At 70.8% G+C, this 18,189-nt stretch carries 16 protein-coding genes; 1 reads left to right on the top strand and 15 read right to left on the bottom strand.

Annotation, left to right across the window (positions count from 1 at the left end; translation table 11 throughout):
- Positions 1-18: 18 nt before the first annotated feature.
- The 14 genes from ACZ6B8_RS30350 to ACZ6B8_RS30285 form a co-directional block, all read right to left on the bottom strand.
- Entirely contained in the window at positions 19-513 is a 495-nt protein-coding gene (locus ACZ6B8_RS30350; RefSeq protein WP_471075939.1) for a DUF2087 domain-containing protein, read from the bottom strand.
- 115 nt (positions 514-628) lie between these two features.
- Complete coding sequence (gene pgi / locus ACZ6B8_RS30345; protein ID WP_471075937.1) at positions 629-2,281, bottom strand: glucose-6-phosphate isomerase; 1,653 nt, start codon at positions 2,279-2,281, stop codon at positions 629-631.
- 180 nt (positions 2,282-2,461) lie between these two features.
- Complete coding sequence (locus ACZ6B8_RS30340; RefSeq protein ID WP_355817946.1) at positions 2,462-2,797, bottom strand: RNA polymerase-binding protein RbpA; 336 nt, start codon at positions 2,795-2,797, stop codon at positions 2,462-2,464.
- 159 nt (positions 2,798-2,956) lie between these two features.
- Complete coding sequence (gene secG, locus ACZ6B8_RS30335) at positions 2,957-3,187, bottom strand: preprotein translocase subunit SecG (protein ID WP_055702100.1); 231 nt, start codon at positions 3,185-3,187, stop codon at positions 2,957-2,959.
- 135 nt (positions 3,188-3,322) lie between these two features.
- A complete protein-coding gene (gene tpiA, locus ACZ6B8_RS30330) occupies positions 3,323-4,108 on the bottom strand; it encodes a triose-phosphate isomerase (protein ID WP_471075934.1) in 786 nt (261 codons plus the stop codon).
- A gap of 6 nt (positions 4,109-4,114) precedes the next feature.
- Entirely contained in the window at positions 4,115-5,326 is a 1,212-nt protein-coding gene (locus ACZ6B8_RS30325; RefSeq protein ID WP_471075931.1) for a phosphoglycerate kinase, read from the bottom strand.
- A gap of 101 nt (positions 5,327-5,427) precedes the next feature.
- Positions 5,428-6,438 (bottom strand): type I glyceraldehyde-3-phosphate dehydrogenase, encoded by a 1,011-nt coding sequence (gap, locus tag ACZ6B8_RS30320; RefSeq protein WP_471075928.1) that lies wholly within the window; start codon positions 6,436-6,438, stop codon positions 5,428-5,430.
- A 189-nt stretch (positions 6,439-6,627) separates the two neighbouring features.
- The gene (locus ACZ6B8_RS30315) at positions 6,628-9,588 is read right to left on the bottom strand and encodes a M14 family metallopeptidase (protein WP_471609290.1); all 2,961 of its coding nucleotides are present in this window, start codon (positions 9,586-9,588) and stop codon (positions 6,628-6,630) included.
- A 206-nt stretch (positions 9,589-9,794) separates the two neighbouring features.
- Complete coding sequence (whiA, locus tag ACZ6B8_RS30310; RefSeq protein WP_355817932.1) at positions 9,795-10,784, bottom strand: DNA-binding protein WhiA; 990 nt, start codon at positions 10,782-10,784, stop codon at positions 9,795-9,797.
- Positions 10,775-11,797: a gluconeogenesis factor YvcK family protein gene (locus tag ACZ6B8_RS30305; RefSeq protein WP_471609289.1), complete on the bottom strand. Its 1,023-nt coding sequence runs from the start codon at positions 11,795-11,797 to the stop codon at positions 10,775-10,777. Before ACZ6B8_RS30305 ends, whiA begins: the two co-directional genes overlap by 10 nt.
- Positions 11,794-12,729 (bottom strand): RNase adapter RapZ, encoded by a 936-nt coding sequence (gene rapZ / locus ACZ6B8_RS30300; RefSeq protein WP_355817926.1) that lies wholly within the window; start codon positions 12,727-12,729, stop codon positions 11,794-11,796. Before rapZ ends, ACZ6B8_RS30305 begins: the two co-directional genes overlap by 4 nt.
- The gene (gene uvrC / locus ACZ6B8_RS30295; protein ID WP_471075918.1) at positions 12,726-14,750 is read right to left on the bottom strand and encodes an excinuclease ABC subunit UvrC; all 2,025 of its coding nucleotides are present in this window, start codon (positions 14,748-14,750) and stop codon (positions 12,726-12,728) included. The genes rapZ and uvrC overlap by 4 nt, the downstream gene beginning before the upstream one ends.
- A gap of 96 nt (positions 14,751-14,846) precedes the next feature.
- Positions 14,847-15,707, bottom strand: a complete 861-nt coding sequence (locus tag ACZ6B8_RS30290) for a hypothetical protein (RefSeq protein ID WP_471609288.1) — start codon at positions 15,705-15,707, stop codon at positions 14,847-14,849.
- 5 nt (positions 15,708-15,712) lie between these two features.
- Positions 15,713-16,390, bottom strand: a complete 678-nt coding sequence (locus ACZ6B8_RS30285) for a papain-like cysteine protease family protein (RefSeq protein ID WP_471075912.1) — start codon at positions 16,388-16,390, stop codon at positions 15,713-15,715.
- Positions 16,391-16,717: 327 nt separating this feature from the next.
- Between ACZ6B8_RS30285 and ACZ6B8_RS30280 the strand changes: the two genes are divergently transcribed.
- A complete protein-coding gene (locus ACZ6B8_RS30280) occupies positions 16,718-17,623 on the top strand; it encodes a hypothetical protein (protein WP_471609369.1) in 906 nt (301 codons plus the stop codon).
- Positions 17,624-17,650: 27 nt separating this feature from the next.
- Here ACZ6B8_RS30280 and ACZ6B8_RS30275 read toward each other — a convergent pair whose 3' ends face one another.
- Positions 17,651-18,079 carry a Rieske (2Fe-2S) protein gene (locus ACZ6B8_RS30275; RefSeq protein WP_471609287.1) on the bottom strand — a complete coding sequence of 143 codons (429 nt, stop codon included), beginning with the start codon at positions 18,077-18,079 and terminating at the stop codon, positions 17,651-17,653.
- Positions 18,080-18,189: the final 110 nt, after the last annotated feature.

The raw sequence follows: 18,189 nt of genomic DNA, 5'->3' as shown, positions 1-18,189 counted from the left end.
CGGCTGGTGCGGGGGCCCTCAGGCGTCCACGAGGACGCGTCGGTAGCTGCTGCCGTCCTGCTCGCGCACCAAGAGGCCGTCGGTGACGCAGTACCGCCGCAGCGCCGCGGTGTCGTCGTGGACGGTGCGGAACGCGTCGTTGACCTCGCGCTCGCTGTAGACGCGGCCGGCGGCGAAGAGGGTGTCCGTGAGATGGACGAGGAGTTCGTGGCGCACCACGGGCCGTACGGGGATCGTGGTGAGGCGGCCGTGCGCGAAGAAGCCGGTGAGGCGGCGCGGCACGGTCGGGTGGACGTACGCGTCCACGGGGTCGGGCGAGCGCCGGAAGACGGCCGGGTCGGCCCGCAGCGATCCGTCGGGCAGCCGCTCCACGAGCCCGGTGGCGAGGAGCCGTCCCAGGTGCTTGCGGGCGGTCGCGGAGTCGGCCTCGCTCGGGGGGAGGTCGTCGAGGACTATGCGCGCGTACAGCCGAAGTCTGTCGGGGTCGGCGAGTGCGGCGTGCAGCTGGTCCATGACGGGGGTCCCTCCCGGCGGGTGACAGAGCTGAAGCAGTGTCACCCGCCGGGGGGCGTGCCCGCATCCGATTAACGTCCGTACGTCGACGCAGCGGGCCCCAGGGCCGGCGGGATCAACGGCCGCGCAGGTCGCGGTACTTGGCGACCAGCGCCGTGGTCGACCCGTCCAGGTCCGGCACCTCGGCGCCCTCGGTCAGCGCGGGCTCGATCCGCTTGGCGAGGACCTTGCCGAGCTCGACGCCCCACTGGTCGAAGGAGTCGATGTTCCACACGGCGCCCTGGACGAAGACCTTGTGCTCGTAGAGCGCGACGAGCTGGCCGAGGACCGAGGGGGTCAGCTCCTCGGCGAGGATGGTCGTCGTCGGGTGGTTGCCCTTGAACGTCTTGTGCGGGACGAGTTCCTCCGCGACGCCCTCGGCGCGCACCTCGTCGGGCGTCTTGCCGAACGCCAGCGCCTGTGTCTGCGCGAAGAAGTTGGCCATCAGCAGGTCGTGCTGGGCGACCAGGCCGGGCAGCAGGTCGGCGACCGGGCGGGCGAAGCCGATGAAGTCCGCCGGGATCAACTTCGTGCCCTGGTGGATGAGTTGGTAGTAGGCGTGCTGGCCGTTGGTGCCGGGCGTGCCCCAGACCACCGGGCCGGTCTGCCAGTCGACCTCTTCGCCGTCACGCTCGACGTACTTGCCGTTGGACTCCATGTCCAGCTGCTGGAGGTACGCGGTGAACTTGGAGAGGTAGTGCGAGTACGGCAGCACGGCGTGCGACTGCGCGTCGTGGAAGTTGCCGTACCAGATGCCCAACAGGCCCATGAGGAGCGGCACGTTGGACTCGGCGGGCGCGGTGCGGAAGTGCTCGTCGACGAGGTGGAAGCCGTCGAGCATCTCGCGGAACCGGTCGGGCCCGATGGCGATCATCAGGGAGAGGCCGATCGCCGAGTCGTAGGAGTAGCGGCCGCCGACCCAGTCCCAGAACTCGAACATGTTGTCCGTGTCGATGCCGAAGTCCGACACCTTCTCGGCGTTGGTCGACAGGGCCACGAAGTGCTTGGCGACGGCGCTCTGGTCGGCTCGCAGCCCCGTGAGCAGCCAGTCCCGCGCCGAGGTGGCGTTGGTGATCGTCTCGATGGTGGTGAACGTCTTCGAGGCGATGATGAACAGCGTCTCGGCGGGGTCCAGGTCCCGCACGGCCTCGTGCAGGTCCGCGCCGTCCACGTTCGACACGAACCGGACCGTGAGGTCGCGGTCGGTGAAGGAGCGCAGCACCTCGTACGCCATCGCGGGGCCGAGGTCGGAGCCGCCGATGCCGATGTTGACGACGTTCCTGATGCGCTTGCCGGTGTGGCCGGTCCACTCGCCGGAGCGGACCTTCTCGGAGAAGGCGCTCATCTTGTCGAGGACGGCATGCACCGCCGGCACGACGTTCTCGCCGTCGACCTCGATGACGGCGTCCCGCGGGGCGCGCAGCGCGGTGTGCAGGACCGCGCGGTCCTCCGTGGTGTTGATCTTCTCGCCGCGGAACATGGCGTCCCGCAGCCCGAACACGTCCGTCGCGGCGGCGAGCTCGCGCAGCAGCCGCAGCGTCTCGTCGTTGACGAGGTGCTTGGAGTAGTCGATGTGCAGGTCACCGACCTGGAGGGTGTACGTCGTGCCGCGCGCCGGATCCGCGGCGAACAGCTCGCGCAACTGCACTTCTCCGAGTTGTTCGCGGTGCTTGGTGAGCGCCGTCCACTCGGGCGTCTGATTGAGCCTTGCGCGGCTTTCTGCATTCATCTCGGACTTCAGCCTTCTCTCGTACCCGCGTACGTGTATTGCCCCGCTGCACTCACCAACCTAATCGATCGATGAGCGGTATGAGATGTCTGAAACCGTCTGTCCGCAGACGTACCCACACATGTACGCGGACACGAAACCGGCCGGACACCTTCTCGGTGTCCGGCCGAATCCCAAGTACTAGATCTCGCCCCGCAGTTTGGCGAGAGCTTCCGCCAGAATGGCCTCGCCGTCCGCGTCGCTGCGCCGCTCACGCACATACGCCAGATGCGTCTTGTACGGCTCGGTGCGCGGCGGGTCCGGGGGGTTGTCCCGGTCCTGACCTGCCGGAAAGCCGCAGCGGGTACAGTCCCATGTGTCGGGGATCTGCGCGTCGCTGGCGAAGCTGGGCTGCGTCTCGTGCCCGTTGGAGCACCAGAAGGAGATGCGCGCTCGCGGCGCGGACTCACCGCGCTCGGCCTCGCCCATCGGCCCCGCCCCGACCCGACTTCCTCGGATCGCGTTGCCACTTGCCACGGTCGTAACTCCCTGCGTGATGGTGCTGCTGCGGGCGCCTCAGTTTACGTAAGGCCCAACGCGCGTCCAGTGTGCGGAGTTACACCCCACCCCCGGACGCAAGCCCCATGATAAGCCGCGCACGCGGCCACGCACCGGACAAGCGACCAGTGCCTGGCGCTAGTTGTTCGCCTTCATCAGCAGACCCAGCGCGACAATGCACGCGAACCACAGCAGACCGACCACGACGGTGATGCGGTCGAGGTTGCGCTCCGCGACGGAGGAACCGCCGACGGACGACTGCATGCCGCCACCGAACATGTCGGAGAGACCGCCGCCCTTGCCCTTGTGCATCAGCACCAGCAGCATCATCAGCAGGCTGAAGACGATGAGGGCGATCGAGAACCCCATAACCACGGCTGGACCAACTTCCTCGGATCTGAATCGACGACGGGGGCCGGGGCTTTTTTCGCGGGCGAGCTTTCCAGCCAGCCATCCGAGCCTCCGACCCCCGCAAGGGTACGACGTATCGCCGCTACCGCATACTCACTGGTCGCGGAACCGGACGATCTTGACGAACTCGTCCGAGTCCAGCGCGGCGCCGCCCACGAGGGCGCCGTCCACGTCGGGCTGCGCCATGATCGCCGCGACGTTGCCGGACTTCACGGAGCCGCCGTACTGGATGCGCACCTTGTCGGCGAGTTCCTGCGAGTACAGCTCGGCGAGACGGCCGCGGATCGCGCCGCAGACCTCCTGCGCGTCCTCGGGGGTGGCGACCTCGCCGGTGCCGATCGCCCAGACGGGCTCGTACGCGATCACGATGGACTCGGCCTGCTCGGCCGGGACGTCCTTGAGGCCGCCGTCGAGCTGGTTCAGCGTGTACTGGACCTGCTGGCCGGCCTTGCGGATGTCCAGGCCCTCGCCGACGCAGAGGATCGGGGTCAGGCCGTGCTTGAAGGCGGCCTTCACCTTGGCGTTGCAGAGCTCGTCGGTCTCGTTGTGGTACTGGCGGCGCTCGGAGTGGCCCACGGCGACGTAGGTGCACTTCAGCTTGGCCAGCATCGGGCCCGAGATCTCGCCGGTGTAGGCGCCGGAGTCCTGCGCCGAGATGTCCTGGGCGCCGTACTTGATCTTGAGCTTGTCGCCGTCGACCAGGGTCTGCACCGAGCGGAGGTCGGTGAAGGGCGGCAGGACGGCGACCTCGCAGGCCTCGTAGTCCTTGTCGGCCAGGGCGAAGGCGAGCTTCTGGACGTGCGCGATGGCCTCGAGGTGGTTGAGGTTCATCTTCCAGTTGCCCGCCATCAGCGGCGTGCGAGTGGTCTTGTCAGTCATGAAGTGTCAGTTCTCCAGTGCGGCGAGGCCGGGGAGCGTCTTGCCCTCGAGGTATTCGAGGGAGGCGCCGCCGCCGGTCGAGATGTGGCCGAAGGCATTCTCGTCGAAGCCCAGGTTACGGACGGCGGCGGCGGAGTCGCCGCCCCCGACCACGGTGAAGCCGTCGCAGTTGAGCAGCGCCCGCGCGACGGCCGCGGTGCCGTTCGCGTAGTCGGGGTGCTCGGCGACGCCGACCGGTCCGTTCCAGAAGACGGTCTCGGCGTCGGCGATCTTCGCGGCGAAGAGCTCGCGGGACTTGGGGCCGATGTCCAGGCCCTCCATGTCCGAGGGGATCTGGTCCGCGTCGACGGTCTTGAAGTCGGCGGGGGCCTTCGTCTTCAGGTCGGGGAAGTCCGTGGAGACCAGGACGTCCACGGGGAGCACGAGCTCGACGCCGTTCTTCTCGGCGCGCTCCATGTACTCCGTGACGGTCGGGATCTGGTCCTCCTGGAGGAGGGAGATGCCGACCTCGTGGCCCTTGGCCTTGAGGAAGGTGTACGCCATGCCGCCGCCGATGAGCAGGCGGTCGGCCTTGCCGAGCAGCTCGTCGATGACGGCGAGCTTGTCGGAGACCTTGGCGCCGCCGAGGATGACGGTGTACGGGCGCTTGACGTCCTCGGTGAGCTTCTTGAGGACGCCGACCTCGGTGGCGATGAGGTAGCCGGCGTAGTGCGGCAGCTTGGCGGGGAGGTCGTAGACCGAGGCGTGCTTGCGGTGCACGGCGCCGAAGCCGTCGCCCACGTAGACGTCCGCGAGGGCGGCGAGCCGGTCGGCGAAAGCAGCCCGCTCGGCGTCGTCCTTGGCGGTCTCGCCCGCGTTGAAGCGGAGGTTCTCGATGACGGCGACCTGACCGGGCTGCAGGCCGTCCACCGCGTCGTGCGCGGCGGGGCCGACGGTGTCCTGCGCGAACGCGACGGGCGCGCCCAGGAGCTCGCCGAGCCGCTCGGCGGCGGGCAGCAGCGAGAAGGCCGGGTCCGGGGCGCCCTTGGGGCGGCCCAGGTGCGAGGCCACGACCACCTTGGCGCCCGCGCCGGCGAGGGCCTTCACGGTCGGCAGGACGGCGCGGATGCGGCCGTCGTCGGTGATGGCGCCCTGGTCGAGCGGCACGTTGAGGTCGGCGCGGACGAAGACCCGCTTGCCGTCGACTCCTTCGGCGAGAAGTTCGTCGATCGTCTTCATGAACTGGACTCCTTGGGTGGGCTGACGCACAACAGGGCCCGGAGCGCGCGGCGTTGCGCGGTCCGGACCCTGTGCTCACATCTAGGTGCCTGCTCTGGTGGTTAGAGCTGACCGCCGACGAAGACGGTGAGGTCGACGAGACGGTTGGAGTAGCCCCACTCGTTGTCGTACCAGCCGAGGATCTTCACCGACTTGCCGTCCTGGACCATCGTCATGGACGAGTCGAAGGTGCAGGAGGCCGGGTCGCTGACGATGTCGGACGACACGATCGGGTCCTCGGTGTAGAAGAGGTAGCCCTTCAGGTCGCCGTCGTCGGCAGCCTTCTTGAACGCGGCGTTGACCTCGTCCTTGGTGACCTCGCGGGAGACCTCGACGACCAGGTCGGTGGCCGAGCCGGTCGGGACCGGGACGCGCATCGCGATGCCGTCGAGCTTGCCCTTGAGCTGGGGCAGGACCAGGGCGGTGGCCTTGGCGGCACCGGTCGTGGTCGGGATGATGTTCTCGGCGGCGGCGCGGGCGCGGCGCAGGTCCTTGTGCGGGAAGTCCAGGATGCGCTGGTCGTTGGTGTACGCGTGCACCGTGGTCATCAGGCCCTTGACGATGCCGAAGTTCTCGTCGAGAACCTTCGCCATCGGCGCCACGCAGTTGGTGGTGCAGGAGGCGTTGGAGATGACGTGGTGGTTGGCCGCGTCGTACTTGTCCTGGTTGACGCCCATCACGATGGTGATGTCCTCGTCCTTGGCCGGAGCCGAGATGAGGACCTTCTTCGCGCCGCCGGTGATGTGCTTCTCGGCGTCGGCCTTCTTCGTGAAGATGCCGGTGGACTCGATCACGATGTCGACGCCGAGGTCGCCCCACGGGATGTCGGCGGGGTTGCGCTCGGACAGCACCTTGATGGTGCGGCCGTCGACGGTGATGGTGTCCTCGGTGTGCGACACCTCGGCCTTGAGGCGGCCCAGGATGGTGTCGTACTTCAGAAGGTGTGCGGTGGTCGCGGTGTCACCCAGGTCGTTGACAGCCACGATCTCGATGTCCGCACCCTGCTCCAGCAGCGCGCGGAAGTAGTTACGACCGATGCGGCCAAAGCCGTTGATGCCTACGCGGATCGTCACGAAACCGATCTCCTCGTTGGTACGCCGGTTTTAGACGCCGGCGAGTTGTATGGGATGTCCCCGACCGCCTCCGACCCTACCTCTCTGAAGCCTCTGAGGTGACATCGAGAGGGGCTACAGGCGACACAGAGGCCCGTACCCCCGAGTAGGGGTACGGGCCACCGGGACCTTGGTCCCGATTACGCACTGTCAGCTGCGCAGATGTGCCAGGGAGGCGCCCATAAGAGCGGCCCGCTCGGCGTTTCCGGGCACGTGCTCGAACCCGAAGCCGAGCAGCACGCTGTCACGCGCTGTGACCGCCGCGGAGGTACGGAAGAGCTCCCCGGTCCGCGCCCAGTCGCCTGTGATAGAGGGGCTGCCGGGCGGGGCCGGCGCGACGGCCCAGGTGCCGAGCGAGGTCTCGAATCCCTCGGACTCGACGACGTTCCCGCCGACGACCAGTTGCGCGTTGTCGGCGAAGAGGCCGCGGCCTCCGGTGGAGGGGTCGGTGACGGAGCTGAGCGACACCTCGACCTTCTTGCCGGCGTACGCGCCGAGGTCGAACGCGACGGGCTTCCAGCCGCCCGACGAGCCGGTGAAGCTGTTCCAGGCGCCGCTGGTGCCGGAGGCGGTGCAGCCGTCGGCGCCGACGGTCAGGTAGTGGCGCAGGAAGGGGTGCCCGTTGACGAAGAAACCGGCCGCGCACTCGGCGGGGACGGCGGCGGACGAGTTGCCGTTCTTGTCCGGCAGCGTGGTCCAGTCCTCGGCGCCGGTGGTGTGCGCCTCCAGGAGTCCGTGGTCGTAGCCGGTCTCCAGGTTCCAGTTGAGGGCGAGGCGCAGCTCCGGGGCGTCGGCGGCGGTGACGCCGGTCAGGTCGATGGTGTGGGTGAGGCGCTTGTAGTCCTGGTCGGTGTGGGTGGCCGAGGCCATGCCCTGGCCCTCGAAGGGGGCGTAGGGGTTGGCGAGGCCCGGGTAGGAGCCCGCGGCGGCGCTCTTGAACTGCGGGAAGTCGCGGGGCGGCAGGATGTCGGAGGTGACGGTGTAGCGACCGGCCTTGTCGAGCGGGTTGGCGCCGGCGGCCGCGAGCGGGGTGCTGACGCCGTCGAGCGCGCCGGTGCCCTTGAAGCGGTCGGCGCCGGGTGCGGTGGCGCGGTCGTAGGCGCCCAGGTAGTACTGCGCGAAGTCGTCGGTGAGGGCCTCGCCCAGGTCGACGTTGCCGCCGGCGCGCTCACCGGCCTCGATGAGCTTGCCGCCCTCGTTGAGGTGGTCGCGCAGGGCGAGTTGGGTGGCCGCGCCGGGGACGGGGTCGCCGGTGTAGTGGACCACCACGGGGAAGTGCGCCAGGACGCCGAGCGGGTGCGGGACGCCCTGCTTCGCCACGTCCCAGACGGCGGCCGAGCGGCCGTTGGCCTTGATCGCGTCGACGTACTTCTGGGTCTCGGTGGCGCTCGCGCCCTCCTCGGCCACGACGAGCGTGCCCGCCTTGGGGCGCTCGGCGACGGTGTACGTGAAGTGCTCGCTCCGGGTGCGGCCCTTCTTCGTACGCCCGGAGAACCACACCTCGACCTTGTCGCCGACGCGGGCGCCCTCGACCTTCGCGCGGTACTCGTCGAAGTAGAGGTTGTCGTCGCCGCCGTAGGTCTCGCCGCCCTTCCAGGCGCGGAGGTTCTGCTCGTGCGTGCGGCCGCCGTTGACGCGGTAGTTGAGCTCCTTCTCGCGGACCGACCTGCGGGCGGTGACGGCGACCTGCTGGTCGCCTCCGCGCGCGTAGGAGGTGGTGAAGGCGTCGGGGGTGAAGTCGGGGGCGTCGATGCCGGTGACGGAGACCGGCTGGTCGGGGTGGAGCGCGGTCTCGGCGACGGCGAGCGCGAAGGGCACGTTCTTCGCGAACTCCTGCTGGATCAGCTTCTCGTCGTCGGGGAAGGTGAAGATGGAGGCGCAGTCCTCGGGCTTCCAGGCGTCGTCGGGGTCGACGTTCGACGCGGTCTGGCAGGTGGACATCTCGGGGGTGAACATCGCCATGCCGTTGACGTTGCCCGCGTGTCCGTCGGCCTCGCCGTTGGTGGTGTAGAGCTCGGAGGAGACCTGCGGGTGATAGCCGGGGATCGCGGACTTCTCCGGGGTCCCGGCCAGCGCCTTGTAGAGGACGTCGTCCGGGGTCGGCGTGGCGACCTGCCAGCCCACTCCGTAGAGGAGCAGTTCGGCCGCGGAGTGGTAGTTGATGCCGTACGTGAACCCGATGCGCTTCTCGAAGCGGTCGACGGCCGCGGTCTCCGGCTCGGACATCGGGCGGGTGCCGCGATAGGTCTCGTTCGAGGAGTCCGGGGAGGAGCCCTCGTTGTCGTAGCCCCACTTGTACGCGAAGTTGCGGTTGAGGTCGACGCCGTCGCCAGGGGCGATCTTGCCGTCGCCGTCCACGTCGCGGAGGTTCTTGCGCCACTGGCGGTTGGCCGCGGCGGCGTGCGTGTAGTCGTAGCCGTCGGGGTTGGCGGAGAGCACGAACCACAGCTCGGTCGCGTCCACGAGCCGGGTGATGCGCTTGTCCTTGCCGTAGTTGTCCAGGTAGTGGTGCATCAGGCGGCGGGTCATCTCGGGGGTGATCCACTCGCGCGCGTGCTGGTTGGACATGTACAGCGTGGCCGGCTTGGCGCCGTCCTTGGTCTTCCGCGCGTTCTTGGAGAGCTTCAGGGCGAGGATGTCCTGGCCCTTGAGGGTCTTGCCGATGGAGACGACCTTGGTGAGTCCGGGGTGGGCCTGCCCGGTCTTGACGATCTCCTCCTTGAGACCGCCCGCGCCGCTGTACGGCCGGAAGACGCCGTCCCCCGCGGCCTTGAGCCGCTTCTCGGTGCCCGCCGTGATCTTGTGCTCGCTGAGCTCGACGCCCTTGCGCTCGACGGCCTTGGCCTGGCCCTCGGTCAGATAGAGCTCGACGCGGCCGGTGCCGCGCTCGGGCGTCTGCCCGGCGAGTTCGTGGGCGTCCTGGCCCGCCGCGACGAGCAGGGGTATCTGCTTCTTGGTGACGTCTGCCTGGTAGACCTGCACGGCGGCCGGGTCGTCGGCCCCCGGGGTGGCGCCCGGTCCGCTCGCCCCGGCCTGTGGTGCGACGGCGAGACCACCGATCAGCACCACACCGGCCGCGAGAACGGATCTCGCGCTCGCTCTTCGTCTCATGAGCCCCCCTTGCGGTTGTCCGGCACAGATGTGCGGGATGCCAGGCTCGTGACGGTGCATGATCATGTCAATACAGCGGGTGAAGGCGGGCGGCGCGAGCACACGAAAGCCGCCGGTGCCCGGTGGGACACCAGCGGCTTGCGGGGTTGACGGGGCCTGCGGGGCCCTGAAACGGGCCCGGGTCCGGGCCGGATCCGGACCTGGCGTCAGACCGCCATGTTGTCCGCGAGCTCCTCGGACAGATTGGACTCGGTCCCCGGAATGCCGATGTCCTGCGCGCGCTTGTCGGCCATGGCGAGCAGACGGCGGATGCGGCCCGCGACGGCGTCCTTGGTCAGCGGCGGGTCGGCGAGCGCGCCCAGCTCCTCCAGGGAGGCCTGCTTGTGCTCCATGCGCAGCCGCCCGGCGGCCGCGAGGTGCTCGGGCACCTCCTCGCCGAGGATCTCCAGGGCGCGCTGCACACGGGCGCCGGCGGCGACGGCCGCGCGGGCCGAGCGGCGCAGGTTCGCGTCGTCGAAGTTGGCCAGGCGGTTGGCGGTGGCGCGCACCTCGCGGCGCATCCGCCGCTCCTCCCAGGCGAGCACCGACTCGTGCGCGCCGAGCCGGGTGAGCAGGGCGCCGATGGCGTCGCCGTCGCGCACGACGACCCGGTCCACGCCGCGCACCTCGCGCGCCTTGCTGGCGATCTGCAGCCTGCGCGCGGCGCCGACCAGCGCGAGCGCGGCCTCCGGGCCCGGGCAGGTCACCTCCAGGGAGGAGGAGCGGCCGGGCTCGGTGAGCGAGCCGTGCGCGAGGAAGGCCCCGCGCCAGGCGGCCTCGGCGTCACAGGTGGCCCCCGAGACCACCTGCGGCGGCAGGCCGCGGATGGGGCGGCCGCGGCCGTCCACGAGACCCGTCTGGCGGGCCAGCTGGTCACCGCCCGCAACCACCCGTACGACGTAACGCGAGCCGCGGCGCAGGCCGCCGGGGGCCATCACGATCAGCTCCGAGCCGTGCCCGAAGATCTCCAGGATGTCCCGCTTGAGGCGGCGCGCCGCCATCGCGGTGTCCAGCTCCGCCTCGATCACGATGCGGCCGCTCACCAGGTGAAGGCCGCCCGCGAACCGCAGGATCGCCGAGACCTCTGCTTTTCTGCAGCAGGTCCGGGTGACGGGGAGCCGGGAGATCTCGTCCTTCACCGCTGCCGTCATCGCCATGGGCCGATCCTTCCATGCATCCGAAAAATACGGTCGTACGCGGCTGCCAGGAGCTCCGGGTCGTGCCGCGGAGTTCCGTCGGGCCGGGCCACCGGCGCCAGCTCGACCGTGGCGCCGAACCGCTTGGCGGCATCGGTGAGTGACTCACGGTCGGGCACGGCGGCCTCGTCGGCCAGCACCACGTCCAGGGCGAGTTTAGGGGCGTGTCGGGCCAAAACCTCCAAATGACGCTGCGGAGAGAAGCCTTCGGTTTCTCCCGGTTGCGGCGCGAGGTTGAGCGAGAGGACCTTGCGGGCCTTCGTCTCGGTGAGCGCGTCGAGCAGTTCCGGGACCAACAGGTGCGGGATCACCGAGGAGAACCAGGAGCCGGGGCCGAGCACCACCCAGTCCGCGTCCAGGACGGCGGCGACCGCCTCGGGGACGGCCGGCGGGTCGTGCGGCACGACGTGCACGGACTGCACCTCGCCCGGGGTGAGGGCCACGGTGGCCTGGCCGCGGACGGTGTCCACGTCGTCCGGGCGCTCCGGGTCGTGGCCCTTGACCAGGGCCTGCAGCTCCAGCGGCACGGCCGACATGGGCAGCACCCGGCCCCGCGCGCCGAGCAGCCTGCCGACGAGGTCGAGGGCCTGGACGTGGTCGCCGAGCTGCTCCCACAGGGCGACGATCAGCAGATTGCCGACCGCGTGCTCGTGCAGGTCGCCCTTGGACTGGAAGCGGTGCTGGATGACGCGGGACCAGGTCTGGCCCCAGTCGTCGTCGCCGCAGAGCGCGGCGAGCGCCTTGCGCAGATCGCCGGGCGGCAGCACGCCCAGCTCGTCGCGGAGCCGGCCGCTGGACCCGCCGTCGTCGGCGACGGTGACGACGGCGGTGAGGTCCCCGGCCCCGGTGATGCGGCGCAGCGCGGCGAGCGAGGCGGACAGGCCCATGCCTCCGCCGAGCGCGACCACCTTCGGCTGGGTGCCCCGCTTGCGGCCCAGTCGGCTCAGGCGGACGGTCCGGCGGTTGCGTGTCATTCGCGCCCCATGTCCCGGTGGACGATGACGGTCTCCACGCCCTCGGACGCCAGGCGCGCCGCGAGCTTCTCCGACATGGCGACGGAGCGGTGCTTGCCGCCCGTACAGCCGACGGCGATCGTCACGTACCGCTTGCCCTCGCGGCGGTAGCCCGCGGCGATGAGCTGGAGCAGTTCCGCGTACCGGTCGAGGAACTCCTTGGCGCCGGGCTGGTTGAAGACGTACGCCGCGACCTCCTCGTTCTGGCCGGTGAACTGGCGCAGCTCGGGGACCCAGTGGGGGTTGGGCAGGAAGCGCATGTCGACGACGAGGTCGGCGTCGACCGGCAGGCCGTACTTGAAGCCGAAGGACATGACGGTGGCCCGCAGCTCGGGCTCCTCCTCGCCCGCGAACTGGGCGTCCATCTTGGCGCGCAGCTCGTGCACGTTCAGGCTGGAGGTGTCGATCACCAGGTCGGCGTCGCCGCGCAGCTCGCGCAGCAGATCGCGCTCGGCCGCGATGCCGTCGACGATGCGGCCGTCGCCCTGCAGCGGGTGCGGGCGGCGGACCGACTCGAAGCGGCGGACCAGGGCCTCGTCCGAGGACTCCAGGAAGACGATGCGCCGGGTGACGTTCTTCGACTCCAGCTCGGCGAGGGACTCGCGGAGGTTGTCGAAGAAGCGCCGGCCGCGCACGTCGACGACGACCGCGATGCGGGCGACGTTGCCCTGCGAGCGGGCGCCGAGCTCCACCATGGTGGGGATCAGCGCGGGCGGCAGGTTGTCGACCACGAACCAGCCGAGGTCCTCCAGGCACTTCGCCGCGGTGCTCCGGCCCGCGCCGGACATCCCGGAGATGATCACCAGCTCCGGGATCGCGGCGTCCGGGACCGCCGGCGTGTCGATGGGCGTGCCCGCGCTCACTTGCTCTCCACCTTCGTCGTGCTCGCTCATGTCTCCTGCCCCCGTCGTTCCTCCGAGGATCCCGCGGTCACGGGCTCCTCCTCTTCCATGATCTCTCCGGTCGCCGTGTTCACGGCGGGTCCGGCGGGTGTCGCCCCGGCGAGGGCCGCCACGACGGCCTCGGCCGTCTTGCGGCCCACGCCCGGCACCTCACAGATCTGGTCGATTGTCGCGGATCGGAGCTTCTTCACCGAACCGAAGTGCTTGATCAGCGTCTGCTTGCGGGCGTCCCCGAGGCCCGGCACGGCGTCCAGGGGGCCCGCCCGGAACCGCTTGGCCCGCTTGTTGCGCTGGTAGGTGATGGCGAAGCGGTGGGCCTCGTCACGGACGCGCTGGAGGAGGTAGAGGCCCTCGCTGGTGCGGGGCAGGATCACCGGGTCGTCCTCGTCGGGGACCCAGACCTCCTCCAGCCGCTTGGCGAGGCCGCACACCGCGATGTCGTCGATGCCGAGCTCGTCCAGGGCCCGCTTGGCCGCGGCGACCTGCGGCTGACCGCCGTCGACCACGACGAGCTGCGGCGGGTAGGCGAACCGCTTGGGGCGGCCGTCCTCCTCGGTCGGGCCGAGGTCGGAGACCTCACCGGTCTCCTCGTCGACCCACTCCCCCGTCCTCTCCTTCTCCGCGAGGTAGCGCTTGAAGCGGCGCGTGATCACCTCATGCATGGAGCGGACGTCGTCCTGGCCCTCGAAGCCCTTGATCTGGAAGCGGCGGTACTCGCTCTTCCTGGCCAGGCCGTCCTCGAAGACGACCATGGAGGCCACCACGTCGTCGCCCTGGAGGTGCGAGATGTCGTAGCACTCGACGCGCAGCGGGGCACTGTCGAGCTCCAGGGCGGCGGCGATCTCCTCCAGGGCGCGGGAGCGGGTGGTGAGGTCGGAGGCGCGCTTGGTCTTGTGCAGGACGAGGGACTGCTGGGCGTTGCGCGCGACGGTCTCCATGAGGGCCTTCTTGTCGCCGCGCTGCGGGATGCGCAGCGAGACGTTTGCGCCGCGGCGCTCGGTCAGCCACTCCTGGACCGGCTCTATGGGGTCCGGCAGGGCGGGGACGAGGACCTCCTTGGGGACGGCGTCGCCGCTCTCCTCGCCGTACAGCTGCTGCAGGGCGTGCTCGACGAGGTCGCCGCTGGTGACCGCCTCGACCTTGTCGGTGACCCAGCCGCGCTGGCCGCGCACGCGTCCGCCGCGCACGTGGAAGATCTGGACGGCCGCCTCCAGCTCGTCCTCGGCGAGGGCGATGAGGTCGGCGTCGGTGGCGTCGGCCAGGACGACGGCGCTCTTCTCCATCGCCTTCCTGAGGGCCTCGATGTCGTCGCGCAGGCGCGCCGCGCGCTCGTACTCCATCTCCTCGGCCGCTTCCGCCATCTGCTGTTCCAGGCGGCGGATGTACGTGCCCGTGCGGCCGGCCATGAAGTCGCAGAAGTCCTCGGCGAGTTCACGGTGGACCTCGGGGGTGACGCGCTCCACACAGGGCGCGGAGCACTTGCCGATGTAGCCGAGGAGGCAGGGGCGGCCGGTGCGGGCGGCGTTCTTGAACACGCCCGCGGAGCACGTGCGCACGGGGAAGGCGCGCAGCAGGAGGTCGACGGTGTCGCGGATCGCCCAGGCGTGGCTGTACGGGCCGAAGTAGCGCACGCCCTTCTTCTTGTGGCCGCGCATGACCTGGACCCGCGGGAACTGTTCGTTCATCGTCACCGCGAGGTACGGATAGCTCTTGTCGTCGCGGTACTTGACGTTGAACCGGGGGTCGTACTCCTTGATCCAGGAATACTCCAGCTGGAGCGCCTCGACCTCGTTGGTGACGACCGTCCACTCCACGGAGGCCGCGGTCGTCACCATGGAGCGGGTGCGCGGGTGGAGCCCGGCCAGGTCCTGGAAGTAGTTGGCCAGGCGCTGGCGCAGGCTCTTGGCCTTCCCGACGTAGATCACCCGGCGGTGCTCGTCGCGGAATTTGTAGACCCCCGGGGCGTCGGGGATCTGTCCCGGCTTGGGGCGGTAGCTGGAAGGGTCGGCCATGTCGGACAGCCTACTTGCGGGTGCTGACAGTCCGGGTCCGCCCACGGGGCGGCGGCCGGTGTCCCCGGCCGCCGCCCCTGCCTGCGCCCGGCCCGGTCAGCCCCGCTGCCGTCCGGCGCCGCGGCGCCGGACGAACGCGGCCCCGGAGAGACCGAGTGCGGCCAGGGCGCCCGCGCCGGCCAGCGACGAGGCGACCGTGACCGGGACGTCGAAGGACGACCGCGCCGCCGCCGTCTCCGTGCGGCCCCCCTCCTTGGCGTAACCGCCGGCCTTGCCCGACTTCGCGTACGCGGAGCCCGGCAGCTTGTCGCCGTAGTCCCGCCGCACCCGGGTGCGGTAGGCGGCGAGCGAGGTCCCCTCGGCGCCGACCGCGCGGACCGCGTCCTCATCCAGCGGCAGCACGCGCGCGTGCCGTGCGTCCTCGACGTACCAGGCGTTGATCTGCGGCTCGTGGAAGACGGTGCCGCCGGGGGACTTCTTCGCCCCCTCGCGCGCGTAGCGGATCTCGTCGTCGCCGGTCGCGATGTTCACCACCTGCCAGGAGCCGCCCCGCTCGACGGTCCAGAGGGAGGCCTCCTGGCCGTCGGAGGAGACCGCCCTGCTGGCGAGGAACTCCAGGCGGGCGACGGGGGCGCCCTTCCTGCCCGCGACGAAGTCCGCGGAGAGGTAGTGGACGGGCACGGCCCCGCCGTCGATGCGCGGGTCGGCGGCGGCCTGGGAGACCGCCCCCTCCCGTGCGAAGAAGCGGGACAGCGTGTCGAGGGTGCGCGGCGCGGCGGCCACCCGGTGCGCGGCGGCACGGGAGGCGGCGGAGGGGGCCGCGGGGTCGGGACCGGAGCCCGGGCCGGCGGAGGCCGCCGGGGCCACGGCGCCGAGCAGCAGGGTGGCGGCCGTGCCGGCGAGCGCCGCCCTGGCCAGCTGGTGCCGGGCCGTGCCGCGGGGAAGGTGACGGGTCATCGCTCTCACGCCCCGATCCGGTAGAGCGAGTGGGTCCAGGAGAAGGTGTCGTTGTCGACGTACCAGGCGTGCGAGGCCCAGTTGTAGCGGTCGTTGGAGGGCCAGGGGTCGCCCCAGTAGACCCAGCTGCTCGCGTCGTCGTAGCCGTACAGGACGTGCATGTGGCCGCCGCCGTTGGACCACTGGATGCGGGTCTCGACCGGGCGGCCCGCGTTGATCTCGGCCTGCACGGTCGGATAGCGCAGCCAGCCGGTGACGTACGAGCCGGAGTTGATGCCGGCCCAGCGCAGACCGCTCTGCACATTGCCGAGCGTGGCCTGGTTGTTGGGGCACTCGGTGTTCTGGTTGCGCCCGAAGGCGGCGTTGCAGAACTGGTTCTGGCTGTAGTTGCGGCCGAGGAAGGTCGCGATGGTGTTGCCGCCCGCGGCCCAGCACCAGTTGGTCTTCTGCTGGGCCTGCATGGTGATGTTCAGCCGCTTGGCGGCGCGGACGGACAGGTCGGGGGCCGTGCCGGGGCTCGTCGCGGCGGCCGCGGGCGCGGCCGTCGTGGCGGGTGCGGGGCCGAGCGGAGCAGCCGTGGCCGTGGCCACGGGGGCGGCGAAAAGGGCCGCGGCGACGACGGCGAGCGCGGACAGGCGTCTGCGCCTGCCGGTGCCGTTGCTCCTGGTGTGGGGTTCGCGCATGGCGTTCCTCCCGTGCGGGGTGGGGTGTGGAGGAGCGCGTCCGGACGCTGCGATTGAGCATCGAGTGTTGTCGGGTGCAGGTCAACACGCTTCAATGCGGAATTACTTGGGCCGTGAACGGCGGCGTACGGATGTGAACATCGCCCGCGCGCCCACCTGGCAGCCCGCCCCCACCGGCGCGAACGCCGGAACGGCAGAAGTGAACGTTCACAGAAGGAGCCCGCTTTGCGGCACGGCACACCACTCGCGGACGGCCGGAACGAACAGCCCGGCGGGCACGACGACGCGGGCCACGAGAGCGCCCGGGACCACGAGGAACCCGCGGACCTGGCGGCCGCCCTGCGCACCGGCCCTTTCCACCTCGCGCTGCGCACCGCGATCGCCGCACGCCGGCTCCCGCTGCACCGCATACGCCACCATCTGATCCGGCACGGCGTCAACGTCGGTGTGACCAGCCTGAGTTACTGGCAGCAGGGCGCGCGCCGCCCGCAGCGCACCGAGTCACTGCGCGCCGTACGCGCCCTGGAGGAGATCCTGCAGCTCCCCGAGGAGTCGCTGATCCGACTGCTCGTCCGGCCCGCCGAGGGCACCGACCGGGCCCGGCCCGCCGCCCGCTCGTACCGCTCCCTGGTGGAGGCCTCGGACGTGCTGCGCTCGCTCCTGGCCGAGCTCGGCTCCCCGGCCGACGGCGGGCTGCACACCATCGGCCACCACGAACGGGTACGGATCGGCGCGCGCCGCGAGATGGCCGGCCGCGAGTCGCAGCACATCGTGCGGGCGCACCGGGACGGCGTGGACCGCTATGTCGCCATTCACCACGGGGACCCCGGGTGCTCCCCCGACCGGGTCCGGGTGCACGCCCTGGAGAACTGCCGCACGGGACGGGTGCGGTGGCACCAGGACACGGGGGTGCTCGTCGCCGAGCTGCTCTTCGACGCGCGGCTGCGGGCGGGCGACACGCATCTGTTCGGCTACGGCTTCGAGGACGGCACGGCGGGGCCCGCCACCGAGTACATGCGCGGCTTCACCTACGCGGGCGGCCAGTACGCGCTGCAGATCCGCTACGCCGAGACGGCGCTGCCCGTACGCTGCCACCGCTTCGTCCAGCACTCGGCCGCGGCCCCGCGCGGCGGCCGCCAGGAGCTGACCCTGAGCGGCAGCCACCGCTCGGTGCACGTGGTCGAGCCTCAGGTGCGGGCGGGGATCCTGGGGATCGCGTGGGACTGGGAGTGAGCGGGGGCCGGGCCCGCCGGCACGGGGTCAGGCCTTCTTCGCCGGGCCCGCGATGATCTTGCCGTTCGCCACCTTCACCGGCAGTTCGGCGAGCGGCTCGACGGCCGGCTCGTGCAGCACCTTGCCGTTGGTGGCGTCGAACTGACTGCCGTGGCACTGGCAGGTCAGCTTGTGCCCCTCCAGGTTCTTGATCGGGCACCGCGCGTGCGTGCAGATCGTGCTGTACGCCGTGTAGCGGTCCTCGGAGATCCGGCTCACGACGACGTTGTGGTCGGTGTACAGCTTCGAGGCGCCCACCTCCACCTCGTCGGACTTCCCGAGGTCCACCGGCGCGGTCGGCGCCGACCGGTTCACTCCGTCGCCGCCGGACGAGCAGGCGGTGAGACCGAGTCCGACGGCCGGGGCGAGTGCGGCGGCCCGCAGCACGGTGCGGCGGGCGTGGGGCGTGCCGGACATGGTGTCTCCACAGGTGAGGGGCGTCGGTGACGGATCCGACCCTACCGGCGCGGGGCGCCTCGGCCCGGCGGGGCGCGGCACCGCGACCGGGTGGGACGCGAGCAGGCCCG

This window comes from Streptomyces sp. NPDC041122, from assembly GCF_055592445.1.
Note: the sequence above shows the minus strand (reverse complement) of the source record. Positions and strands in the feature narration are given on the sequence as shown.